The organism is Planomicrobium sp. MB-3u-38 (assembly GCF_002836425.1).
GTDB classification, from domain to species: domain Bacteria; phylum Bacillota; class Bacilli; order Bacillales_A; family Planococcaceae; genus Planococcus; species Planococcus okeanokoites.
Map to the genome: position 1 here is coordinate 126,634 of NZ_PJBO01000059.1, position 22,600 is coordinate 149,233.

General features: G+C 46.9%; 25 protein-coding genes. 16 read left to right on the forward strand and 9 right to left on the reverse strand.

Annotated elements, in window-relative coordinates:
- Positions 1-31 precede the first annotated feature (31 nt).
- The 10 genes from CXF70_RS10895 (at position 32) to CXF70_RS10940 (ending at position 9,589) form a co-directional block, all read left to right on the forward strand.
- The gene (locus CXF70_RS10895) at positions 32-1,894 is read left to right on the forward strand and encodes a polysaccharide biosynthesis protein (protein WP_101802690.1); all 1,863 of its coding nucleotides are present in this window, start codon (positions 32-34) and stop codon (positions 1,892-1,894) included.
- Between the two features lie 51 nt (positions 1,895-1,945).
- Positions 1,946-3,196: a phenylacetate--CoA ligase family protein gene (locus tag CXF70_RS10900; protein WP_101802691.1), complete on the forward strand. Its 1,251-nt coding sequence runs from the start codon at positions 1,946-1,948 to the stop codon at positions 3,194-3,196.
- Between the two features lie 123 nt (positions 3,197-3,319).
- Entirely contained in the window at positions 3,320-4,519 is a 1,200-nt protein-coding gene (locus tag CXF70_RS10905; protein WP_101802725.1) for a DegT/DnrJ/EryC1/StrS family aminotransferase, read from the forward strand.
- Between the two features lie 164 nt (positions 4,520-4,683).
- Positions 4,684-5,835, forward strand: coding sequence for a YeiH family protein (locus tag CXF70_RS10910; RefSeq protein ID WP_233208614.1), 1,152 nt, complete (start codon positions 4,684-4,686; stop codon positions 5,833-5,835).
- A 63-nt stretch (positions 5,836-5,898) separates the two neighbouring features.
- Positions 5,899-6,228, forward strand: a complete 330-nt coding sequence (locus CXF70_RS10915) for a hypothetical protein (protein WP_084244571.1) — start codon at positions 5,899-5,901, stop codon at positions 6,226-6,228.
- A gap of 138 nt (positions 6,229-6,366) precedes the next feature.
- Positions 6,367-6,672 (forward strand): antibiotic biosynthesis monooxygenase family protein, encoded by a 306-nt coding sequence (locus CXF70_RS10920; RefSeq protein WP_084244573.1) that lies wholly within the window; start codon positions 6,367-6,369, stop codon positions 6,670-6,672.
- The gene (locus CXF70_RS10925; RefSeq protein WP_101802692.1) at positions 6,669-7,022 is read left to right on the forward strand and encodes a hypothetical protein; all 354 of its coding nucleotides are present in this window, start codon (positions 6,669-6,671) and stop codon (positions 7,020-7,022) included. Before CXF70_RS10920 ends, CXF70_RS10925 begins: the two co-directional genes overlap by 4 nt.
- 16 nt (positions 7,023-7,038) lie before the next feature.
- Positions 7,039-7,695, forward strand: a complete 657-nt coding sequence (locus CXF70_RS10930) for a cobalamin B12-binding domain-containing protein (protein WP_101802693.1) — start codon at positions 7,039-7,041, stop codon at positions 7,693-7,695.
- Positions 7,673-8,440, forward strand: a complete 768-nt coding sequence (locus tag CXF70_RS10935; RefSeq protein WP_101802694.1) for an STAS domain-containing protein — start codon at positions 7,673-7,675, stop codon at positions 8,438-8,440. Before CXF70_RS10930 ends, CXF70_RS10935 begins: the two co-directional genes overlap by 23 nt.
- A gap of 141 nt (positions 8,441-8,581) precedes the next feature.
- Entirely contained in the window at positions 8,582-9,589 is a 1,008-nt protein-coding gene (locus CXF70_RS10940) for an LLM class flavin-dependent oxidoreductase (RefSeq protein ID WP_101802695.1), read from the forward strand.
- 83 nt (positions 9,590-9,672) lie between these two features.
- Here the strand turns inward: CXF70_RS10940 and CXF70_RS18370 are convergent, their stop codons facing one another.
- A complete protein-coding gene (locus tag CXF70_RS18370) occupies positions 9,673-9,846 on the reverse strand; it encodes a hypothetical protein (RefSeq protein WP_179135758.1) in 174 nt (57 codons plus the stop codon).
- A 155-nt stretch (positions 9,847-10,001) separates the two neighbouring features.
- On the opposite strand from CXF70_RS18370, the gene CXF70_RS10945 reads away from it, so the two are divergent.
- Positions 10,002-10,808 (forward strand): serine hydrolase, encoded by an 807-nt coding sequence (locus CXF70_RS10945; protein WP_101802696.1) that lies wholly within the window; start codon positions 10,002-10,004, stop codon positions 10,806-10,808.
- A gap of 17 nt (positions 10,809-10,825) precedes the next feature.
- Here CXF70_RS10945 and CXF70_RS10950 read toward each other — a convergent pair whose 3' ends face one another.
- The 4 genes from CXF70_RS10950 to CXF70_RS10965 all read right to left on the reverse strand — a co-directional run bounded on the left by CXF70_RS10950 (position 10,826) and on the right by CXF70_RS10965 (position 14,098).
- Positions 10,826-11,710 (reverse strand): hypothetical protein, encoded by an 885-nt coding sequence (locus CXF70_RS10950; protein WP_199172820.1) that lies wholly within the window; start codon positions 11,708-11,710, stop codon positions 10,826-10,828.
- 162 nt (positions 11,711-11,872) lie between these two features.
- Positions 11,873-12,595, reverse strand: coding sequence for an amino acid ABC transporter ATP-binding protein (locus CXF70_RS10955; protein ID WP_101802697.1), 723 nt, complete (start codon positions 12,593-12,595; stop codon positions 11,873-11,875).
- Entirely contained in the window at positions 12,588-13,247 is a 660-nt protein-coding gene (locus CXF70_RS10960; RefSeq protein WP_101802698.1) for an amino acid ABC transporter permease, read from the reverse strand. The genes CXF70_RS10955 and CXF70_RS10960 overlap by 8 nt, the downstream gene beginning before the upstream one ends.
- A gap of 80 nt (positions 13,248-13,327) precedes the next feature.
- Positions 13,328-14,098, reverse strand: coding sequence for an ABC transporter substrate-binding protein (locus tag CXF70_RS10965; RefSeq protein WP_101802699.1), 771 nt, complete (start codon positions 14,096-14,098; stop codon positions 13,328-13,330).
- Positions 14,099-14,265: 167 nt separating this feature from the next.
- Between CXF70_RS10965 and CXF70_RS10970 the strand changes: the two genes are divergently transcribed.
- Together CXF70_RS10970 and CXF70_RS10975 are read left to right on the forward strand one after the other, a co-directional pair.
- Entirely contained in the window at positions 14,266-14,913 is a 648-nt protein-coding gene (locus CXF70_RS10970) for a pyroglutamyl-peptidase I (protein ID WP_101802700.1), read from the forward strand.
- 25 nt (positions 14,914-14,938) lie between these two features.
- Positions 14,939-15,148 carry a hypothetical protein gene (locus CXF70_RS10975; protein ID WP_101802701.1) on the forward strand — a complete coding sequence of 70 codons (210 nt, stop codon included), beginning with the start codon at positions 14,939-14,941 and terminating at the stop codon, positions 15,146-15,148.
- A 44-nt stretch (positions 15,149-15,192) separates the two neighbouring features.
- Here the strand turns inward: CXF70_RS10975 and CXF70_RS10980 are convergent, their stop codons facing one another.
- Positions 15,193-15,855, reverse strand: coding sequence for an HAD family hydrolase (locus CXF70_RS10980; protein ID WP_101802702.1), 663 nt, complete (start codon positions 15,853-15,855; stop codon positions 15,193-15,195).
- A 144-nt stretch (positions 15,856-15,999) separates the two neighbouring features.
- Between CXF70_RS10980 and CXF70_RS10985 the strand changes: the two genes are divergently transcribed.
- The gene (locus CXF70_RS10985; RefSeq protein ID WP_101802703.1) at positions 16,000-16,290 is read left to right on the forward strand and encodes a hypothetical protein; all 291 of its coding nucleotides are present in this window, start codon (positions 16,000-16,002) and stop codon (positions 16,288-16,290) included.
- 151 nt (positions 16,291-16,441) lie between these two features.
- Positions 16,442-18,115 (forward strand): acyl-CoA dehydrogenase family protein, encoded by a 1,674-nt coding sequence (locus CXF70_RS10990; RefSeq protein ID WP_101802704.1) that lies wholly within the window; start codon positions 16,442-16,444, stop codon positions 18,113-18,115.
- Between the two features lie 560 nt (positions 18,116-18,675).
- Here the strand turns inward: CXF70_RS10990 and yhfH are convergent.
- Genes yhfH through aceA form a run of 3 tightly spaced genes read right to left on the reverse strand, consistent with a single transcriptional unit; the run spans position 18,676 to position 21,715 of the window.
- Entirely contained in the window at positions 18,676-18,807 is a 132-nt protein-coding gene (gene yhfH, locus CXF70_RS10995) for a protein YhfH (protein ID WP_084244603.1), read from the reverse strand.
- Between the two features lie 19 nt (positions 18,808-18,826).
- Entirely contained in the window at positions 18,827-20,419 is a 1,593-nt protein-coding gene (gene aceB, locus CXF70_RS11000) for a malate synthase A (protein ID WP_101802705.1), read from the reverse strand.
- A gap of 6 nt (positions 20,420-20,425) precedes the next feature.
- Positions 20,426-21,715: an isocitrate lyase gene (gene aceA / locus CXF70_RS11005; RefSeq protein WP_101802706.1), complete on the reverse strand. Its 1,290-nt coding sequence runs from the start codon at positions 21,713-21,715 to the stop codon at positions 20,426-20,428.
- Between the two features lie 171 nt (positions 21,716-21,886).
- Between aceA and CXF70_RS11010 the strand changes: the two genes are divergently transcribed.
- On the forward strand, positions 21,887-22,537 hold the full coding sequence (locus tag CXF70_RS11010; protein WP_101802707.1) for a LytTR family DNA-binding domain-containing protein: 651 nt from the start codon (positions 21,887-21,889) through the stop codon (positions 22,535-22,537).
- Positions 22,538-22,600 lie beyond the last annotated feature (63 nt).

The following is a 22,600-nucleotide window of genomic DNA, read 5'->3' on the forward strand; positions in this document are numbered from 1 at the left end:
TAAAAATGAAAGACGAGATGAGGTAATGATATTGACGATTAAAAAAAGGTATCTTTTATTATTCACAATTGATTCACTGATCCTTCTTTCATCCATATTTCTTTGCTTCCTGTTCCTATACCCTTACGAAAATGTCTTCAGTAATGAAATTTTACTGATAAGCATGACGACGCTGTTCATCGGCTATCATTCATTCGCCTGGCATTATGGCCTCTATAAAAAGATGTGGATCTATGCATCCATTGAAGAACTGAAATCAGTAGTAAAAGCTGTTTCATTCACTTTGTTTGCAACAATGATCATGCAATTGATCTATTCAGGCCATCTGTATACACGTACATTGATGCTGACATGGATGCTGCTGATCCTGCTTTTGGGAGCTTCAAGGATGTCGCTGCGTATCTACAATGATTGGATCACCAACCGGGAAACGACAGATAAAAGCCGGACAATGGTAGTAGGAGCGGGTCAAGCGGGGAGAATGATTGTAAGGCAGATGCAGCAGAATCCCGAATGGGGCAGAAATCCTGTAGTGTTTGTTGATGATGACCCGCGGAAATGGGGGCTTGAAGTATATGGCCTTCCCGTTGTGGGCCGGCTGAAAGATATTCCGGAAGTTGTCAGCCCTTATCACATCGACCAGATCGTCATAGCCATCCCGTCACTGTCACGCAACGAAATGTCCGACCTGACCAAGCTCTGCATCAATTCCGGTGTCAAAACGCAGACCATACCCAGAATTGAAGATCTGATGCTGGGCAAAGTCACGGTCAATGATATCCGGGATGTGAAAATTGAAGATATTCTGGGCAGGGAAGAAGTCAAACTCGATATGGATGCAATAAAAGAGAAATTGAAAGGCAAAACGATCATGGTTACCGGGGCGGGCGGATCCATCGGTTCTGAAATCTGCAGACAAATAAGCAATTTCAAGCCATCGAGCATTTTGCTGCTGGGCCATGGTGAAAATTCGATATATACAATCGACAGAGAACTGCGGGCGAAAATTCCGAAGAATATCAAATTGGTCCCGATCATCGCAGATGTACAGGACCGACAGAGAATCTTCGATATTATCGAAAGCTATAAGCCGGATGTCATTTACCATGCTGCAGCCCATAAACATGTCCCTTTGATGGAAGGCAATCCTTTCGAAGCCGTAAAAAATAATATCTGGGGAACGAAAAACGTAGCCGAGGCAGCTGATGCATTCGGTGTGGGTAAATTTGTTCTGATTTCAACCGACAAAGCAGTGAATCCACCGAACATCATGGGAGCTACCAAGCGGTTTGCTGAAATGGTCGTGCAGAATCTGGCTATTAAAAGCGATACTACGTTCGCGGCTGTCCGCTTCGGAAATGTCCTCGGATCGAGAGGCAGTGTGGTTCCTTTATTCCGTGAACAAATCGCCAATGGCGGTCCGGTCACGATTACTGATCCTGAAATGACACGTTATTTCATGACAATTCCGGAAGCTTCAAGATTGGTGATCCAGGCAGGGCTGCTCGCTTCCGGAGGTGAAGTTTTTGTTCTTGATATGGGGAAACCGGTGAAAATTGTGGATTTGGCCCGCAATATGATACGCCTTTCCGGCTACGAAGAAAACGAGATCAAAATTCAATTTACAGGGATGCGCCCCGGAGAAAAACTTTATGAGGAATTGCTTGACGCCAGTGAAATCCAATCTGAAAAAGTATATCCGAAAATCTACATCGGAAAAGCTACTCCTGTCAGTGAAATCGAATTGAATGCCATTTTGGGGCAGCTGCCTGAAATGACTGAACAGGAAGTGAAGGATAAACTTCTCAGCCTTGCTAACCGCAAAGCGCAAAATGCTGAAGAAAATTTGGATGCCGCGGAGGAGCAGTGGAACCCCAAAGAGGAGTTTGCTTAAAGATGGATTATCAGGATGACCGTATTCAAATCAGTTTAGGAGGAAATGCGGATGCGTAACCTGCAAAGTCAACTATACGAAAATACACCGATCTTCATCCAAAACGTTTTGACCAGCTGGAACGGTTACCGTAAGACGCGCAGCCGCTACGGCAACCTGTACTATTCCTTTCTGATCGAGTTGGAGAAACGGCAATACTTAAATGAACATCATGCAAAAAAATACCAGGAGGAGGAATTGCAGCGACTTCTGCGCCATGCAATCGAGAAGAGCGCCTTCTACAAAGAACTCTACAGGAACATCGATATTGGGGAAATCAGGACTGTGGCAGATCTTAAAGAACTGCCGGTTCTCGATAAGGAGATGCTGCTTCACAATATTCAGGATATCTATACTGTTTCAGAAAGTGCTGCGGCGGAGAGTGAAATCAGTTATGAAAAAGGAAACATCATCAAGCTGCTTTATACAAAAGATGACGTACAGAAGAGGAAAGCATTTCTCGACTTCTTCAAAAAGCAGCATGGCGCAGTAAATCTGGAGATGAAACGGGCGTCTTTCAGTTCAAGGCGGATCATTCCGGACAATCAGCATCATAAAGTTTTTTGGAGAGATAATTATTTTGTCAGGCAGCGGATATATTCAAGTTATTACTGCAATCAGGAAAATGCGGCAGTTTATATCGAGGATCTGGAAAAATATAAACCGGACTTCATCGATGGCCTGCCTTCTGCCATTTTCGAATTGGCGAAGTACATCAATCGCAATAAATTCATCCTTTCATTCAAGCCGGTGGCGATTTTCTCTGTAGGGGAAGCAGTTCGGCCAGAATGCCGCCGGGAAATTGAAGAAGCTTTCGATTGCCCGCTCAGGGACCGTTACAGCTCTTCAGAAGCTGCCCCTTTCGTAATGGAATGCGTGAAAGGAAGAATGCATTATAACCTGTATTCCGGAGTGATTGAAACGACTGAAGAAGGAAACATGATCGTCACCAGTTTCAATAATTACGGCACCCCCTTGATCCGCTATGATATCGGAGACAGAGTTGAGTTGCCTGAGATGAATGAGCGTTGCGAATGTGGCTCCGTACATCCTGTTTTTGAAAAAATTTACACGCGGCCATTGCAGCAGCCAAGTTCCGTCAGCAGGGGAGATTTATCAGCTGGCTTCTATCCGGACAAAGTACAGCAAGTACCAGGCACATTAAATAAATTTCATTTATTCAGAAGTGGATTTTTCCCTTTTAAACATCGGAATGACCGATCATTTTTTTCTGCCATTTCGAATAGAGGCGCAATCGATTAACGCCTGGTGTCAGGAAGCTCGTGGAGGGCTATAATTATTGAAATGAGGTGCTTTGATGAAATCACGACAAAATCGTCCAAATGCCATCCCGATATGCCAAAGCAGAAGCTGCGGGGATGCAATATGAAAATTTTGCCTTCAGCTGAAAGTGCATTTACAGCGCCATCTCCCGTGCCGGTGAAAGAGGAAGCGAAAATATTTCTCTCATCTCCTCATATGACAGGAAATGAAATGAAATATATTGAAGAAGCTTTCCGTTCGAACTGGATTGCGCCAATGGGTCCGAATGTGGACAGATTCGAAAAAGAGCTGGCCAATTACACCGGCGCCAAATCTGCTGCCGCCCTCAGTTCAGGCACAGCAGCCATTCATCTGGCGTTGAATCTGATCGGTATAAAGCAAGGGGATACTGTGTTTTGTGCTTCGCTCACTTTCATCGCCAGCGCAAATCCGATTTTATACTTAGGGGCGGAACCTGTATTTATCGATTCGGAGGAAGAAACGTGGAATATGTCGCCGCGTGCGCTCCGCCGGGCCTTTGACGACGCATTGGCGGAGAGGAAGCTGCCGAAGGCAGTCATCATCGTCAATTTGTATGGCCAAAGCGCTAAAATGGATGAACTTATGGCGATCTGCAATGAGTACCGGGTACCGGTGATTGAAGACGCAGCGGAATCATTGGGGTCGACATATAAAGGCAAAGCCAGTGGCTCTATTGGGAAATTTGGCATCTTCTCATTCAATGGCAATAAAATCATCTCCGCTTCCGGCGGAGGGATGCTGATTTCCAATAATGAACACGCGATACAGAAAGCACGCTTCCTCTCTTCACAGGCAAAAGACGATGCGCCGTTCTATAAACACAGCGAAGTCGGCTATAATTATCGTATGAGCAATGTACTTGCTGGCATAGGCCGGGCACAGCTTGAAGCGATTGATGACCGGGTAGCGGCAAGGCGCGCTGTTTACGAACGGTATGAAAAGGAATTGGCAGATTTGCCTGCAGTAAGTTTTCAGCCGGAAATTACAGGCAGCTATTCGAATCGCTGGTTGACAGTGATGCTTTTAGATCCTGCGGAAACACATGTGACACCTCATCGGCTCAAACGGGCATTGGAATCCGACAATATCGAAGCCCGATACGTCTGGAAACCACTGCATACCCAAAAACTTTTTGAATCGGCAAAATTTTATCCGCATGAAGACAGGATGCCTGTCAGCGAGAAACTCTTTAAATATGGTCTTTGTCTGCCTTCTGGCTCAAATATGACATTTGACGAACAGACGCGTGTCATTGAAAGCATCAGAAAAATGCTTGTTTAAGTTTATGATATCCAAACTGATTTGATGAAGAATAGGCAATATATGTTCAACCAGGTGATTGCTGCCTGGTTTTTACTATGGCCAATTTCAATTGATATCCATCCGCCCTCCCTTTGATGATAATATGTAGAGTATAAGATTGAATGGAACAGGGAGACGATTTAATGGTGAGCAATAGAAATAAAATAAACAGAATGGCTGGCGCTTTGCCCGGCCTGCTCTTGAGTGCAGCAGTCATGCTGGCAGGAATTTACGCAGCGAAGTTGATCGGATTGCTGCTGACAAGCGCAGAAATTTTGCCGCAAGGAAGCGCCAGCCCGATTTCAGGCATCTTTACGGCAATTTTGATCGGAATCCTGATACGCAATCTGATCGGGCTGCCCCTGTTTTTTGAGGCCGGCATCGACTTTGCACTTAAATACGCTTTGCGCGCCGGCATCATACTTCTCGGCTTGCGCCTTAGTCTGATTGAAGCTTTGAAACTTGGCGCATGGGGCGTGCCGCTGATTATCGCCTGCATCTCAACGGGCCTCTTCGTAACACTCTACTTCACCCGTAAACTCAATCAGTCGAACAGGCTCGGCACCCTGATTGCCACCGGAACAGGTATATGCGGAGTTACAGCCATTATGGCAACTGCGCCAGTCATTAAAGCAAGAGAAAATGAAATTTCGTACGCAGTGGCGAATATAACGATTTTCGGCTTGGTCGGAATGCTGTTCTATCCTTATCTCGCGCATTTCTTTTTTGCTGATGACCCGGTAAAAGCCGGCTTGTTTCTTGGTACGGCGATTCACGACACAGCCCAAGTCGCAGGAGCGGCATTGATTTATGCCCAGGTTTTTAATGCGAATGAAGTAATTGATGTCGCAACGATTACAAAATTGACCCGCAATGTTTTCATCATTGCGGTCATTCCGCTCGTCTCTTACTTGTTTTTCCGCAACGGAAGGAAAAATGAAGGTGGAGCCGCAGCTGAATTGCCGAAATGGTATAAGCTTTTTCCACTGTTCATTCTGGGCTTCCTGCTGCTGTCTTTGCTGCGCTCAATCGGAGATGCGACGGCCTCAGGCAGCGGGGAGGCATTCGGATTGCTCTCACCACCGAACTGGCAGGAGTTCTATAATTTCTGGAGCTCATTCGGTTCCACTTATATGCTTGGAATTGCAATGGCGGCAGTTGGATTGTCGACAAATCTGAAGGCGTTCAAAGGAATGGGGATAACACCCTTTTACATCGGCCTGATTGCGGCTGTCTCGGTCGGTTCCATCAGTCTGCTTCTTATTTCCTTGTTCGGTGACCTGGTTGCGGTTTGAAGTGAAGGCGTTTTTTGAAAGTCTTTCCAGGGTATAACGGTAGTAGACAAGGAGGAGATTTTCATGGATATTCAACCAGAAAGGGATATGCTCAAAGACGATTACGGAAATTATTACGTTGTTTCGAACGCTTCAGGCGATTCCTTGACAATTATCAACGCCGCCTTATATTATGCATTCAACCAGATGATCGATGAAGAGTTTGTTGCCAAGGCGCGTGAACTCTATCCAAATGAGGTTGCATGCGGCAAGTTTTTCGCGGATCAGGTCATGGGGCATATCGAGGAACTTGAGAAACCGGAATCAGCCGGCAGTATTTATCCGATCGACGAAGTGAAGAAGCATTATGATCTCCATGTAAAACCGATATATGAAGATTCTTTCCATATGTAAAGAGGGGGCCTTTGCTGAAGCGGAGGCTTTTTTTAGGTGTCTTCAGATAATGGATTCAAATACGGCTGCTTTCTTTTAATTCGAAAGGCGTAATGTTATACTTTTATAATCGAAATTATAAAGGGGGAGGCCCAGAAAATGTATATTGTTACATCAACAGTAGTGGTTTCTCCGGAAAAGACGGATGAAGTGATCGGCATTTACAGGAAGCGCTCGAGGCGCGTTGATGAAAATAAAGGCTTTTTATCATTCAAGCTGATTCAGAATACAAAAAAGAAGAATGAACTCACTGTCCATATGGAATGGGAATCGAAAGAAGCGTATATGGCCTGGGTCAAGAGCCAGGAGTTCAAAGAGATTCATGATATGGAGAAGAATTATCCGGATCAGGAACTCGCCGGAATCATCCCGACAGTACGCCAATACGAGGTGGTTGCCGAATGAATATTGAAACAAAGCAAATGATAGCCGCAGAGACGGCTAAAAGCATATATGTAGCATATCCTGATTTATGGGACCGTTTCGGGGAAAAAGGTTTTATCCACACTGAAAAGGATAATCACCACCATCTGGATCATCTGGAAACAGCTTATTCAATGGAAGATGAAGCGATATTCCTGGATTATACCAAGTGGCTGGAAACGGTTCTTACGAGCCGTGGAGTTGAAACTGGTTTGATCATAGATAATTTTGACCGGCTGATAGCGATTTTGCCCGGCAAGGTATCTGACACTGAAGAAGCGTTTATGCTTGGCTGTTTAAAAAGCGCGAATGAACTTTTAAGACAGGCATGAGCAAAAGGAGGTTGGCATGATAATACAAGCCCGGGAACTGGCTGAACTGTTTTTGGCTGGTGAAGATGAAAAAGCGATGGACGCTGTTCTGGAATATTTGGAAAGCCATTCACATAATGAGCTTTACCATGATCTATTGACACCGGCGATGTATCTGATCGGTGATTGGTGGCAGGAAAATATCATTTCTGTAGCTGATGAACATCTGGCAACGGCAATCTGCGATTTTGTGGTGTCGGCGGCAGAACTGAAACGTAAGCCTGCACATGGAATACAGCGCAAAGTGATGGTGCTTGGTCCGGAAGGTGAAGACCACTATATCGGTTTGAAAATGGTATCTTCCCTGTTCAAGGAACACGGCTGGCAGGTCCAGTATTTGGGTCCGAATCTGCCGCTCGATGCGGCACTTGATTCCGCAAGGCGATGGCAGCCGGATGTCATTGCCATGTCTGCCGCTCTCGCGTATCGCCTGCCCGCACTCAAAGTCTATTCGGAAGCGTTTCAAGAGCTGGATTTCAATCCGTCGATCATTATCGGCGGGCGCGCTGTCGCAAGTGCGGATATCTCGAAAATACGGACTGAAGGAACGCTCGTTGTTAAGGATTTGCCCCAATTAAAAACATGGCTTCAAACCGGAAAGGAAAAGGAAGATGACCTCGATATCTCAATTTGACAGCTGGCCGCTGCCAGCTTATCAACTGAACAGGAAACTTGAGATCGTTGAACACTCGGAAAAGGCTCAATCCTTGTTTGGGGAATCAGCGTTGTTTTTGAATCTTCTCGATGAAGGAAGTGTTTCAAAAGCCTCGAATTTCCTGCTGTCAAACCGTTTTTCCGAGCCGATTGAGTTGAACTTCAAAACAGCGGCTGGTGAATTGAAGCTGTGTGATCTTCATTGCAAATGGGACAGTGAATTTCTGCTTAATGTCATTGTCGTGCCAAAGGATAATCAGGTAGCCAAGATATCGGCCCAGCTTTCAAGTCTCAGGCATCGGTTGAATGAAACGAACTATGATCTGTTGCTTGAAAAGGAACGGACGGATAAACTGCTTCAACGGGTAAGGGAATTATCTGCACCAACTATCGAATTAGGCATTGGTTTACTGTTGATTCCGTTTTTTGGAGATCTTGACGCCGGCAAAATAGAGTCGATAAAGAGCCAAATCCTTGATGATGTTTACGAAAAGCATGCTGAAACAGTCATCTTGGATCTTACCGCGATGGATGAAATCAATGTCGAAGGTATGGATTATTTAAACTCACTGCTGCAAACTTTCAAGATCATGGGGATTGCCGCCATTGTCACCGGGGTTAAACCGGAACATGCCAAACAATTGCATGCTCTAAGAACAACCGTGGATATGCATTTTGAAGCGTCGCTGGCCACAGTGCTGGCTGAAAGGCGCTTGGTTATTTAATAAATGGAAATCGGTGCAGACGCGCCGGTTTTTATTTTTTTAGAAAAACATTTTATTGAAAAAATTGTTGTTCATGAGCTGAAAAGATGTCTGTATCTGACTAATTCGCTACAATGAGTTTCAGAAGGAGTGAAATGTATTATGGCAATAAAGAAATTTAATCATATACCTTTATCTGTCCTGGACTTGGCGCCGATTAACGAAGGCGACGAAACAGCACAGGCTTATAAGAATAGCGTAGATCTTGCACAGCATGTCGAGAAATTCGGTTTCAACCGTTTCTGGCTGGCTGAACATCACAATATGCCGGGAATCGGCAGTTCAGCGACATCGGTATTGATCGGACATATAGCCGGCCATACAGAATCGATCCGGGTCGGTTCAGGTGGCGTCATGCTTCCAAACCATGCGCCTCTCGTGATTGCTGAGCAATTCGGCACACTCGAAACCATTTATCCTGGACGCATCGATTTAGGGTTGGGGCGCGCGCCTGGCAGTGATCAAGGAACAGCATATGCTCTGCGCCGGACTTTAGGCACAACTGGGGACGAATTCCCTCAGCTGGTGGCTGAACTGGAGAATTACTTTTCGCCGAATCCGGTTGGCCGCGTGAAAGCTTATCCGGGGATTGACTTGAATATTCCGATTTGGCTCCTTGGATCGAGCGGTTTCAGCGCCCAATTGGCGGCGCAGAAAGGCTTGCCGTTTTCATTTGCCAGCCATTTTGCACCGGATTATATGATGCAGGCGCTGCAATTGTACCATCAGAACTTTAAGCCATCGAAAGCGTTGGATAAACCGTACGCAATGCTTGGCGTCAATATCATTGCCGCTGACACGCAGGAGCGCGCTGAATGGCTGGCGACTTCGCAGCAGCAGCAGATGTTCAGCCTGATGCGCGGGGAACCGACAACTTTCCGTGCGCCAATCGACCATATCGAAGAAGTATGGTCACCGCGTGAAATCGCCATTTACCGCGAGAAGATGAATTCCGAGTCGACAATTGTCGGAACACCGGATGTAATCCGTGAAAAACTGACAGCATTCATCAATAAAACAAGAGCTGACGAAATCATCGTCAACTCTCAGATTTTCCATCATGAAGACCGTCTGCGCTCTTATGAGATCGTTGCAGAAATGATGGAGTAACAGATAAAACCCCGCTGACCAGCGGGGTTTTCTTTTTTGGAAATTTTCAGTCCCATGTATAGTGGATTCCTGGCTGAAACTCATTAGTGCAGGTCCTGCGCCTTGTCATCACTGCGCTTCAGTTCAGCAGGAGCATCATCTTCTTCATTAAACGGCGCATAATCAGGGGCTCCTTCACCGATCATATTCAACGCAGCATAGAAATCCTCATCCATTCGACGTTCCATTTCCTTCAAATCAGAAAACTTGCGTTCCATAATTATCAGCCTCCTTCTGAGTTAAAATACAGCACCGGCGGAAGAAGAGCGTCCCTTCACTCTGATTATACTGATTTTTCAGTCTATTTAAAAGGGGATTGTCTCACTTAATTTTTCTTGTTAACCCTTTATAATTAAGGGAGGGAGGTGGCCGTATGAAAAAAGAACGTAAGCTCGAAGCTCAAGTGGAAAATGCTCTGGAACGGTTCCTGGGCCAAGCATCTGTGGTGATTGAAACTGGTGATGACCGGATTGACTTCAACGGACACGCACAGATGAAATCGGCGAGTACGATAAAGCTGGCTGTCTTGTTGGAGGCTTACCGGCAAGTGGATCAGAATTTAATGAAAACCTATGATCTGATCTCACTGAAACCGGAAGATTTTACAGAAGGTTCAGGTGTGTTGTTTTATTTGGACTCCGTAAAAGAGCTTTCATTCGAAGATCTGCTGACATTGATGATAATCGTTTCCGATAATACCGCTTCCAATATAGCGATACAAATTGTTGGAATCGACAACATCAACCAACTGTTGCAAAGACTAGGATGCGCAGAAACTGTACTTGAACGAAAATTCATGGATTTCCATTCCGCCCTCGAAGGATTAGATAACTATACATCAGCGGCGGATTTGGTGATTTTGCTGAAAGCGGTGGATTCAGGGGGATTGCTGTCGGAAGACAGTCGCAGACGCGTGCTGCACATCCTGAAGAAGCAGCAGCTTCTTGCGGGTCTCCATGGCCGGATTGAAGAAGAAGATGAAGTAACGGTCGCTTCAAAATCGGGCAGTTTGCCGGGAGTGGTGAACGACGCTGGGATTTTTGAATACCGCAGCAATAAAGTCTATACAGCTGTGCTGACTGCTGATTCTCCCGATCACCACAGCGGCCAGGAGCTGATTGCGGAGATCGGCGGTTATATTTACGACTGGCTGAAAGCAAAAGAAAGCCCTGCCAATTAAAATCAGCAGGGCTTATATTAGTTTTGGGATGCTTCGGCATTCAGCAGCATGGTCTCGAAATACAGGGAAGGGGATGTTTCATTCCATTCCTGTGATGCCGGATCAGCTGTCCGTTCCTCAATATAGCCGTATGACAGCTGTGTGCGCGGGTCATCGGTAATCGGCAGTTTGACCAATGGACCGTCAGGCGTCAGCCAATTCAGTTGCTGGTAACGGTTGTCGAGGGCGAACTCGATCCATTCATCTTCTGTTTCCTTATCTTCAAAGAAAGGTTCATCTGCAATCATCAACCAGGTATGGAGATAATGTTTTGGCGGCAGCCAAAAACTTTTTTCCATGACACCTTCTTCAATAGTGAAATTCGGATTTTCTGTCCGCAGTTCATGGGCCTCGCCGTCTTCACCTTGCGGAATTATACGGGAAACATACAAATTGCCCTGCAGGAAATGCTTTCCGCCGGCTGCAATTGTGCCAAATGGATTGCTGGTGGGATCTTCGCCGAATATATCATCGGTCTCATTGCTTGCTGGCCGGGGATTCCATGAATTGATTTGGGGATTTTCAAGCCCTTTATGGATTAAAGTCACAGCAAAAGGCAGCCAGCCGGAATTATGCAGCTCATCGAAAATGATAGTCACGCCATTATTCAATGTCCGCTCCGTCATCGTATATGTGCCAACATCCAAGCCGACAAATGTCATTTCCCGGACTGCAATTTTATCCGTATCCTGCTCTGAAATTTCCGGTTCACTCAGTGTGATGAACGTCGGTTTCTTGATGGCAAGCGTTGCGCCGTCTTCGTCATATATCGTTTCTTCGTTTGTCAGGAACATGACCGCAGTAAAGATGATCATGGCCATGAAAAATAAAACGAATAGTAAAATCATCAGTTTTCTGAACAAAATTTCCACCTCTTAATTCGTTTGGACGCATTGCTTTGATTATATCATGGCAATGAACCGAGTGCCGTGGACAGATTTGAGCAATAGATGAACGTTGAGGAAACGGAACGAAAAAACCAGTGGAAGAAAGTCATCCACTGGTTTCTTGTTTTTTTGCTGTCATTACAGCACTTTTTCCAAAAACGCCCTGGCGCGGTCCGTTTGCGGATTGTCGAAGAAAGCGGCAGGCGCTCCTTCTTCGACAAGGCTGCCATGGTCAAGGAAAATGACACGGTCCGCCACTTCACGGGCAAAGCCCATTTCGTGGGTGACGACGACCATCGTCATGCCGGATTTCGCAAGGTCTTTCATGACATCGAGCACTTCTTTGACCATTTCAGGGTCAAGAGCGGAAGTCGGTTCGTCGAATAACAATAGTGCAGGTTCCATTGCCAGTGCGCGGGCGATGGCCACGCGCTGTTTCTGTCCGCCTGAAAGACTTGATGGATAAGCGGCTGCTTTATCGGATAACCCGACCTTGGCAAGCAGAAGACGCGCTTTGTCATTGGCATCATTGCGTTTCAGGCCTTTGACTTTGATCGGGGCATACGTCAGGTTTTCAAGCACCGTCAAATGCGGAAACAGATGGAAATGCTGGAACACCATGCCTATCTGCTGGCGGCTTTTATGGAGATCCGCCCCTTTAGCGGTCAAATTCGTGCCATTGATCAGAATCGTTCCGGAAGTCGGTGTCTCCAGCAGATTCAGGCAGCGAAGGAACGTCGATTTGCCGGAACCTGAAGGGCCGATGATTGAAACGACTTCGCCTTGTTTGATTGTCGCAGATATATCATTCAGCACCAGGTTGGAACCGAATTTCTTATAGAGGTTTTGTACGTTAATCACTTAATTTCAGCCTCCGTTCAAACATTCTGCCCATTACTGTGAGTCCCATGACCATGCACCAGTAAATGAGCCCGACAAATAACAGCGGCTCGAAATTCCGGAACAGGTCCGATCCCACGACTTGTGCGCGGCGCATCAGATCGAGATAGCCGATGGTGGAGACGATGGCGGATTCCTTGGTCAGGGTGATGAATTCATTCATCAGCGCCGGCAGTATATTTTTCAATGCCTGTGGCAGGATGATGTCTTTCATCATGGCCCGGTAAGGGATGCCAAGAGCCTGTGCCGCTTCCATCTGCCCTTTGTCGACCGCCTGGATGCCGGCACGGATGATCTCTGAAATATAGGCGGATGAATTCAAGCCAAACGCAAGAACTGCCGATGTAAATGCGTTGATGTCGTAGCCGGTCAATTGAGGAACCGAATAATAGATGATCATCAGTTGCAGGATCAAAGGCGTTCCGCGGAAAATCGATGTGTAGGCGTCAGCAAACCAGCGGAGGGGCTTAACGGTGCCAATTTTGAATAAGGCAAGCACCGTACCCAATATGGAACCTACTATAATGGAGACGATGACAAATTGGATGGTTGTCCAGATCCCTTTCAGCATAAATGGAATGTAGGGAACAATTTGCGAGAAGTCGAGATTCATAGATGGCCAGCTCATTTCCGGTTAAAGATTTTTGATAAAGGAAGAACCAGAGGAAAGGCTTCCTCTGATTCGGGTGCATCTTATTTTTCTTCGCTCAGCCATTTGTCCTGCAACTCTTTAAGAAAGCCGCTTTCTTCAGCTTCTGCCAGAACTTCATTGACTTCGTCCACCAGGTCGCTGCCTTTCGGGAAGGCTGCAGCCATGCCAGGTGAGCTTGTTGTGGGATCGTCAAAAGCTTCCAGATCCTGTTGTTCCAGGTAGCCGAGCGCCACTTCCTTATCCATATATGCAGCATCGATGCGGCCGGAAAGGATTTCCTGGATTAAAGCACCGGAATCATCCAATGCTTTCAATTCGAAGTTGACATTTTCCTCTTCAAGAATTTTGTTCGCGCCTTCTTCCTGGATAGTGCCAAGCTGAACACCGACCGTCAGGCCTTCGAGATCTTCAAGGCTCTTAACATCAGAACCGGCTGGTGTGACGAACATTTCGCCGGAATGATTATATTCGGTAGAGAAATCCACATTTTCACGGCGTGAATCCGTTGCGGACATACCGGCAATAACCATGTCCACACGGTCATTTTGCAAAGCACCGATCAATCCGTCGAATTTCATATCCGTAATTTTGAGTTCGTAGCCCAGTTCATCCGCTATGTAATTGGCTAGGTCAATGTCAAAGCCGACAAAGTCCCCTTCAGCATTGATGGATTCAAAAGGAGGGAATTCAGCTGACGTCCCCATCTCAAGCACTTTCTTTTCTTCCGTGTCTGCTGATGTATCATCCCCGCACGCACCCAACAATAAAGCAGCTGTTGTCAATAAACCGAAAAATATTGATTTCTTTTTCATAAATGATTCCTCCAAAAGTTTATTTTTATTCGTTAATATGTATATTAAGGGGTGAAATATGCAATGTAAAGAGTAATTATGCTTTTTGATGAATAATTATGTATTTAGATTATTCTGCAATTTTGACTTTTTTGCTGTATTATTAAAAATAGAGGGGAGGCTGGGCAATGAAAATATTGCTGTTGACGGGCTTTGAACCGTTTTTGGATTTCTCCGTAAATCCAACGATGAAAGTAGTGGAAGAATTGGACGGAGCTGTTATAGGCGAGTACCAAGTGATAAGCAAGGTGCTGCCTGTCGACTTTGCGAAAGCGGGAGGACAGATTATAGGACTCATTGAGGAAATCGGACCGGATGCAGTGGTCTCATTGGGACTTGCTGCCGGCCGATTCAAAATGACTCCGGAACGGATCGCCATCAATTTTAAAGATGGCCCTGTGGATAACGAAGGCAACCAGCCGGTCGATGAACCGATCAAACAGAATGGACCAGCCGGGTACCTGTCCACACTGCCCATCCGAAACATGATCAGCAGGCTGGTCGAGGAAGGGTTGCCTGCAGACATATCGAATTCAGCTGGTGCATATTTATGCAATAATGTTATGTATGAAGCACTCCATTACATGGATATACATAAGAAAGATGTGCCTTCCGGTTTTATTCATATGCCGGCTTCCCACGAATTGGCGATTGAGCATGGCAATGTGCCGAGCTGGCCGCATCGTGATCTGGTGAAAGGAGTACGTATTTGTTTGGAGGTTTTGGCGGCGGAAACGGCTGTAATAGAAACCGGGAAGATTACAATGAATCAATAAATGGGAGCTTGCGGGGAGGGATAATGTGGACAAAGTTAAAATTCATTCTTTAACACTTACAGCACTGCTTTTCAGCTCTATTTCCATGGCGCTTTACGCCGGTCGGAATTTTAGCGCCGGTGAAACTGGTTATGGAATGGTGTTCGTCCTTTTATGCATGTTCAGGCTGGGGCTGGTCCTCTACGGTTTTGTTAGGAACCGGAGGTTAGGCGATGGCGGCACCGAGGGAAGCTGACAACAAAAAACTGTCTTCAGGTGGAATTCCTGAAGACAGTTTTTCTATTGGATAATTTCCCATTCCCGGTTCTCGGCAATCTTGCGGAGGCGCGGTTCGGGATGGACTGCGACCGGGTTGCCCACAAGTTCAAGCACAGGCAAGTCAGAAAAACTGTCGCCATATGCAAAGCTGTTCGTCCAATCGATCTGCCGGCCTTGGAGGGCTTCCTGGATTTTATCCGTTTTTAATGACCCTTGGATATGTGTAACCGGGGTGCGGTGATCGAGAATTTCATCTTTATAATGAATCTCCGTGCCAATGATTTTCTCGATTGGCAGTTTTTCGGTGACTGCATGGAGCAGCGGCATGAAGGCGCCTGAAACAAGCATCACATACACATTATCCGCCACGTGCCGGCGCAGCCGTTCCATCACCTTGCTGTTCATATCGTCGTGCATCTTATCTGCGATTTCCTTGAAAAACTGTTCGAGTTCTGTCCGGCTGAACGTTTCAAGCGCCATAAGGTAAGCTTGCACGGAACGGGCGCGCATTTTCGCTTCGGGATAGATTTTCATTTTATGGCCTAAATAAGGAGGCATGATTGCGCGGTAAAACCGGCGATAGCGCAAATTGTGTTCAGGATGATTCTTCAGATGCGACATCATCAATTGGAAAGTCTCTTTCGAATAAAGTGTTCCATCGAAATCAAATATGGCTACTCGCACTTTTATCACTCCGCTTCCATTAAATCTCTTTTTTCCATCATAACGGAAACCGCCGGCTGCTTCCAGCTTCCAGAAGATGTTTATTGGATTTCGGGGGCAGGGTATAGGACTAGAAAGAAGTTATTAGAGACAGGAGGAACAGAAATGCAGAAGCAGCGAATTACAGTAGGATATGTGGAATTGACCGATGAAGAATCAGAGCGGCTTTTCGAAAAGGTGCGCAAAGATAAAGGGATTGAAGGCTACGCGGAACTCCAGGGATTGATGGACGATTACGACTCACAAGTCATCGAGCCCCAGGAAGAGCCATTAAAAGATATGCTTGGCGATGAAGCGCCGCCAGAAGAAAGTGATAAAGGCATGCGTTACATCGAAGTCTTCAACAAACTTGAAGAAGATTCGCGTTATCGCATCAAAGCATCCAAACAGCATTAATATTCCACGAGCCGGGCATAAGGAGAATGTCCGGTTTTTTTACGGAAATTTTTAAGATGCAGGGCCGCCCATTTGTAAAACACCCCATTACGAAAGCATCAGCCAAATGGTAAACTAAAAAACAAAAAATTGAAAAAAAGGGGTGTGGAGAATGAGTGTGTTGAAGGGGGAAGCACCGGCGGGTGAACGCAATTTCTACAATAAAGACGAGACGTTGAAAAAGATCTTGGGTGAATTATTGCCGGCAGATTTCCTGGCATATGCAGATAGCGAGTTATCTGCTTTTGGCAGGCTGGCCGCCAATGAAATCGATGAGCGCGCCCGCCATACAGACCGTGAAGGCGCACCGAAACTGGAGAAATACGACCGTCTCGGTGAAGACATTTCGCATGTGTGGGTCAATGAAGGCTATAAGAAGACAGTCTCCGAAACATATGCGACAGGCATTGTCGGCTATGTTCATAAAGAGATACCGGAACTACGGCGAAAAGGGAATTATGTTTACAGCTTCGCGCAAGGGTATTTGCTGTCACAGTCGGAACCCGGATTTTATTGTCCGGTAACATTGACGATGGCGACGGCTTACTTGCTGGACCACTTCGCGGACGATGAATTGAGAGCCCGGTTTTTGCCGCATGTCTGTGCCACAGGGGACATGGATTTGTTCGAAGGCGCGACTTTTCTGACGGAGCGGCAAGGAGGATCGGATGTCGGGGCGAATGAAGTGAAGGCGGTGAAAACCGATTCGGGTTACCGTTTATATGGCGAAAAGTATTTCGCCTCCAATGCCGGCATGGCAGGTGTGGCGATGGTGCTTGCAAGAATGGAAGGAGCGCAGGAAGGTTCGAGGGGTCTGACTTTATTCGCGGTGCCATGGCGTGTTGAGGGGGAATTGAATGGCATCAGGATCCGGCGCTTGAAAGATAAATTAGGTGTGCGGGCAGTGCCGTCGGGCGAGGTGGAGTTCGACGGAGCGGAAGCGTTTGTGGTCGGAGATCCGGCGCAAGGGCTGAAGTATATGATGGAGGCTTTGAACTTGTCGCGGATCTGCAACGCGGTGGCGTCCATCGGGATCATGAAACGAGCGCTCGACGAAGCGACGGAATATGCGGATCGCCGCAATGCGTTTGGCCGAAAGCTCACGGAATTTCCGATGGTTCAGGACGGTTTGATGAAGCTGCGCGCCAAACAGGAATTCGAAACGGTGGCGATTTTCGACTTGATCTCGCTTTACGACCGGGTGGTTGCAGGTGACGCATCAGCAGAAGAGCAGGTGTTGAACCGGCTGCTGATCGCCATACTGAAAAAAGAGTCGGCCGAGCAGGCCATCCATTTTTCGCATGAAGCGATCGAAATGCACGGCGGCAATGGCTACATCGAGGATTTCGTAACGCCGCGTCTGCTGCGTGATGCCCAGGTGCTGACGGTGTGGGAAGGAACAGCCAATATCCTTGGCCTTGAACTGATCCGTCTCGTCAATAAATTCAGTGCGCATGAAGTGTTTGTACGGCATTTGAAAGGTCGTTTGAATAAGCAGGCGGCAACACCTGAAGTCGAAGTGGTGCGTGGCAAGCTGGTTGAGCTGCAAGGTGAATTAAATGCGTTCGCCGGCTTTGACGCTGACTTGCAGACATTTGAAGCAAAAGGTCTGATGCAGAAAATGGCGCGGCTGTTTGAAAATGTGGTCGCGCTGGAATGGGCGGAGAAGCATGGCGGCATTTATGTGCCGCTTGCTGAAATTTTTACGGAAATGACCTGGAATACACGCGAATTGGGCGCTGAAATGAAAACTGTGAAGCATTTTGAGTTTGTAATGGGTGGATGAATAGTGGCCGGCGGCAGATTGGTGATCTGCGGCCGGTTTTTGATGTGGGTGGAAGAGGGGGTTTCCAGTTATTTGGATATACTGTCCGTTTTGGATGAAATACTGTCCATTAGAGACCAAATACTGTCCGTTAGAACTCGAATACTGTCCAATACGTTATTGGCAAGGAATATAGCAGGAGTTTTCCCGCAATTTTTATTAATTTTGATTGAAAATAAACGAAATCATCAGCCATTGTGAAAAAGAAATTCCAGTATTTGGCGTTACTTACCAATATGGCTTAAATACTTTCCAAATTGGCTTAAATACTTTCCAATTGAACCAAAATACTTTCCAAAAAGGGTCGAATACTTTCCAATTTAATTTTGGAAAATATTTTGCATAAAGATGGTAAATAAATCAACAGCCAATTCCCATTAATTTGGATATACTGTCCGGAATCGCTCAAATACTGTCCGCAGACGAAAAATACTGTCCGCAAATCAAAAATACTGTCCGGACCCAATTTTCCCCATAAAAAAGTCGGTCCGCACTCAGCGGATCGACTTCACAACCAACTTCTATTCTTCCCCATGCCCCATGCAGCGTTCGCATTCGTAGACGATCGACTCACGCTGCTCTTGGATTTCTGCTCCACATTCACGGCATTCTTTCTTAGTGCGTGTCCCGTACGTAGTTGTCATGTTTTTCATAATGATCTCCTCCAATAAATTAGTTTAGTTTGTCATACCCCGGCAGTGTCAGAAACTCAGCAAAATCACTTTCCAATGTCAGTTTTGCAAATAATTCTCGGGCAGCGGCATAGTTGCCGGAAACATAAACTTCTTCACCTACAGCTTGCTTGATCTTATCGGTTTCTTCATCAAGAAAATCATGGAATAAACTCACATTGATTTTACGGCCACCTGCAAGGATTCCTTGTGGATGGCGGATCCACTGCCATACCTGGGAGCGGGAAATTTCAGCAGTCGCGGCGTCTTCCATCAGGTTATTGATGGGAGCGGCACCGTTGCCGGACAGCCAGGACGCGATGTACTGGATCCCGACAGAGATATTGGAGCGCAAGCCCTCTTCTGTAATCGTACCCCGTGGTACTTCAACAAGTTCCGCAGCAGAAACATGAACATCGTCCCGCTGCCGCTCGATTTGATTCGCCTCAGGCATGTGTTCTTCAAACTGTTCCATCGCAACTGCAACCATTCCCGGATGGGCTACCCATGTTCCATCGTGGCCGTCCGTCACTTCGCGGCGTTTGTCTTCCGCGACTTTCGCGAAAGCGGCGCTGTTGGCAGCCTCGTCACTTTTGACGGGGATCTGGGCAGCCATACCGCCCATTGCCGGTGCACCTCTGCGATGACAGGTTTTGATGCAGAGTAACGTATAAGCTCTCATAAACGGAACTGTCATCGTCACCTGGGAGCGGTCCGGAAAAATATAATCCGGATTGTTCCGCATCCGTTTGATGACAGAGAAGATATAATCCCAGCGGCCGCAGTTAAGGCCGGCGGAATGGTCGCGCAATTCATACAGGATTTCATCCATTTCGAACGCTGCAAGAATTGTTTCAATCAGCACCGTTGCACGGATGGAACCTTGCGGAATACCCAGTTCCTGCTGAGCAAAAATGAAAACATCATTCCATAACCGCGCTTCGAGATGGCTTTCAAGTTTCGGCAAATAGAAGTAAGGACCGGAACCGCGGGCAATCAATTCTTTCGCGTTGTGGAAGAAGTACAATCCGAAATCGACTAAGCTGCCGGAAGCGGCGCGGCCGCCAATTTCAATATTCTTCTCCGGCAGATGCCAGCCGCGGGGCCGTACCATCAAGACAGCTGTCTTTTCATTCAATGCATATTTTTTACCGGTTTCAGGAACTTCAAAATCGATTTGACGGCGAACCGCATCGTACAGATTCACTTGGCCGTCGATCACGTTGAACCAGTTCGGAGCAGTGGCGTCTTCGAGGTCCGCCATGAACATCTTCGCACCGGAATTCAACGCATTGATGAGCATTTTGCGGTTGGTCGGGCCAGTGATTTCAACACGCCGGTCTTTCATATCCTCCGGCAGGGGAGCGACCTTCCAGTCGCCATCCCGGATGTGCTGCGTTTCCGGCAGGAAATCGAGTTTCTTGCCGGCATTCAATTCTTTCTGCCGCACTTGGCGCCGGTCCAGCAACTCGCGGCGGCGCTGGTCGAACTTCACATGGAGCTTCTCGACGAATTCAAGCGCTTCCGGCGTCAGGATCTTTTCCATATCAGGTGTAATATCGGCAGTGATTTTAATATCCGATTTTGTAATCAAACTGGATCACCCTTTCACCGTCTGGAATTGATCTGTTTCAGTTGAACCTTTCATAGCGGTAGTGGAACTTGTTCCACCCGAAATGACTTGAGCAACTTCATCGAAATAGCCTGTGCCGACTTCACGCTGGTGGCGGGTAGCCGTATAGCCTTTTTCTTCGCTGGCGAATTCAGCCTGCTGCAATTTCGAGTAAGCGGCCATGCCGTGGTCTTTATAATCATGCGCAAGTTCGAACATGCTGTGGTTGAGCGCATGGAAGCCGGCCAATGTAACGAATTGGAATTTATAACCCATCTTGCCAAGCTCGACCTGGTACTTCGCGATTGTCTCTTCATCCAATTTCGCTTTCCAGTTGAATGAAGGAGAACAGTTATAAGCAAGAAGCTTACCAGGGTATTCAGCATGGATCGCATCCGCGAATGCTTGAGCTTCTTCAAGATTCGGATGCGAAGTTTCACACCATACTAAATCTGCATAAGGAGCGTAAGCGAGTCCGCGTGCAATAGCCTGGTCGATGCCAGGGTTCGTACGGTAGAAGCCTTCCGGTGTGCGTTCGCCTGTAATGAAACGGTGGTCTGCCGGATCGATGTCGCTGGTGATCAAGTCTGCAGCATCGGCATCTGTTCTGGCGATCAGCAATGTCGGAACACCCAACACATCTGCCGCTAGGCGAGCAGATACTAAATTGCGTACTGCGTTTTGTGTCGGCTGCAAAACTTTGCCGCCGAGATGGCCGCATTTTTTCTCTGAAGCCAATTGGTCTTCGAAATGGACGCCGGCTGCACCAGCTTCGATCATCGCTTTCATCAATTCGAAAACATTCAGCGGACCGCCGAATCCAGCTTCCGCATCAGCGACGATCGGTGCAAACCAGTCGATGCCTTCTGTGCCTTCGACATTATCGATCTGATCGGCGCGCTGCAATGCCTGATTGATTTTCTTAACAACATTAGGAACTGAATCGACCGGATATAAACTTTGGTCCGGATACATCTGTCCTGCTGAGTTCGCATCTGCCGCCACTTGCCAGCCGCTCAGGTAAATCGCCTGAAGGCCTGCCTTGACCTGCTGGACTGCCTGGTTACCAGTCAATGCTCCCAGCGCGTTGACGAAATCCATTTCATGGATGGAACGGAAAAGACGTTCGGCACCGCGTTTTGCGAGTGTGTATTCAATTTGGACAGAACCCCGAAGTTTCACAACATCTTCTGCCGAATAAGGGCGCGTAATGCCGTTCCATCTGCTATCCTGTTCCCAACTTCTTTTCAATTCCTCGATTTGCTGCTTGCTGACCATCCAACCATTCCCTTCGAATAAAAAATTTAAGTTAACTGTATTAATACAGTTTGTGTTGATGTATATTAATATATAACAGATAATTCTGATTGTCCTGCTTTTTGGATGAATGGTTTTATTCGCTGACAAAATGGATTATAAGCGGACAAATGACGGGAAGGGGCGGATAGCGTGGAAAAAGGATTAGTAGAACAGATCAGCCGGATCATGGGGGACTGGCTCCCGAAAGAGGCTTCGATCGCTGTAGCAATAGAGAATTTCTATGTATACTTCAAAGCGGGGGAGCTCGACTTACGGATACAGGAAGGCGATCCGGTTCCAGCGGGCAGTGTGGCGGAAATGACTTTCAAAAAGAAAGGGAAAGTCGAAAGACTGGTGGAAAACTCACTGCTCGGCTTTCCTTATTACGGCATCGGCTATCCTATGGAGTATGCGGGGCAAGCGGCGGCATTGGTGGTCATGCTGCCACCGAACCACATATTGGCCAAGAAGCCGCAGCTCCGCTTTCTGACCGGCAAGCTGGAAGAAAACTGGCGGCCTGTGCCCCTCGAGCGTGTGACCCATATCGAAAGCAGCCAGAAAAAAACATGGTTCTATTCCGAAGAAGAAGCTTACAGCACAATTTATACATTGAAGGAACTGAGGCATCAATTGCCTGATTATTTTCTTCCTGTGCACAGGTCTTTTATTGTCAACATCAATTATATAGAAGGTATTGCGCGCGACTTATCTTCAAATTACGTTCTGACCATGAAAGACGGATCGCTGCTGCCGATCAGCCAGAACTATGCCGGGTCGATCCGTGAACTTCTCGGATTTTGACACAGTAAATATTGATTAACATCCTGACAGCCGGGTAAAGTCCTGTAAAAAGCTTTGGAGTGA

Coding starts and splice junctions, on each gene's coding strand:
- CXF70_RS10925 (WP_101802692.1), top strand. CDS start 6,669: ATGAATATTGAAACAAAGCAAATGATAGCCGCAGAGACGGCTAAAAGC.
- CXF70_RS10965 (WP_101802699.1), bottom strand. CDS start 14,098: ATGAAAAAGAAATCAATATTTTTCGGTTTATTGACAACAGCTGCTTTA.
- CXF70_RS10905 (WP_101802725.1), top strand. CDS start 3,320: ATGAAAATTTTGCCTTCAGCTGAAAGTGCATTTACAGCGCCATCTCCC.
- CXF70_RS10945 (WP_101802696.1), top strand. CDS start 10,002: ATGAAAAAAGAACGTAAGCTCGAAGCTCAAGTGGAAAATGCTCTGGAA.
- CXF70_RS10915 (WP_084244571.1), top strand. CDS start 5,899: ATGGATATTCAACCAGAAAGGGATATGCTCAAAGACGATTACGGAAAT.
- CXF70_RS10910 (WP_233208614.1), top strand. CDS start 4,684: ATGGTGAGCAATAGAAATAAAATAAACAGAATGGCTGGCGCTTTGCCC.
- CXF70_RS10970 (WP_101802700.1), top strand. CDS start 14,266: ATGAAAATATTGCTGTTGACGGGCTTTGAACCGTTTTTGGATTTCTCC.
- CXF70_RS10920 (WP_084244573.1), top strand. CDS start 6,367: ATGTATATTGTTACATCAACAGTAGTGGTTTCTCCGGAAAAGACGGAT.
- CXF70_RS10930 (WP_101802693.1), top strand. CDS start 7,039: ATGATAATACAAGCCCGGGAACTGGCTGAACTGTTTTTGGCTGGTGAA.
- CXF70_RS18370 (WP_179135758.1), bottom strand. CDS start 9,846: ATGGAACGCAAGTTTTCTGATTTGAAGGAAATGGAACGTCGAATGGAT.
- CXF70_RS10990 (WP_101802704.1), top strand. CDS start 16,442: ATGAGTGTGTTGAAGGGGGAAGCACCGGCGGGTGAACGCAATTTCTAC.
- CXF70_RS10900 (WP_101802691.1), top strand. CDS start 1,946: ATGCGTAACCTGCAAAGTCAACTATACGAAAATACACCGATCTTCATC.
- yhfH (WP_084244603.1), bottom strand. CDS start 18,807: ATGAAAAACATGACAACTACGTACGGGACACGCACTAAGAAAGAATGC.
- CXF70_RS10935 (WP_101802694.1), top strand. CDS start 7,673: ATGACCTCGATATCTCAATTTGACAGCTGGCCGCTGCCAGCTTATCAA.
- CXF70_RS10985 (WP_101802703.1), top strand. CDS start 16,000: ATGCAGAAGCAGCGAATTACAGTAGGATATGTGGAATTGACCGATGAA.
- CXF70_RS10960 (WP_101802698.1), bottom strand. CDS start 13,247: ATGAATCTCGACTTCTCGCAAATTGTTCCCTACATTCCATTTATGCTG.
- aceA (WP_101802706.1), bottom strand. CDS start 21,715: ATGGTCAGCAAGCAGCAAATCGAGGAATTGAAAAGAAGTTGGGAACAG.
- CXF70_RS10940 (WP_101802695.1), top strand. CDS start 8,582: ATGGCAATAAAGAAATTTAATCATATACCTTTATCTGTCCTGGACTTG.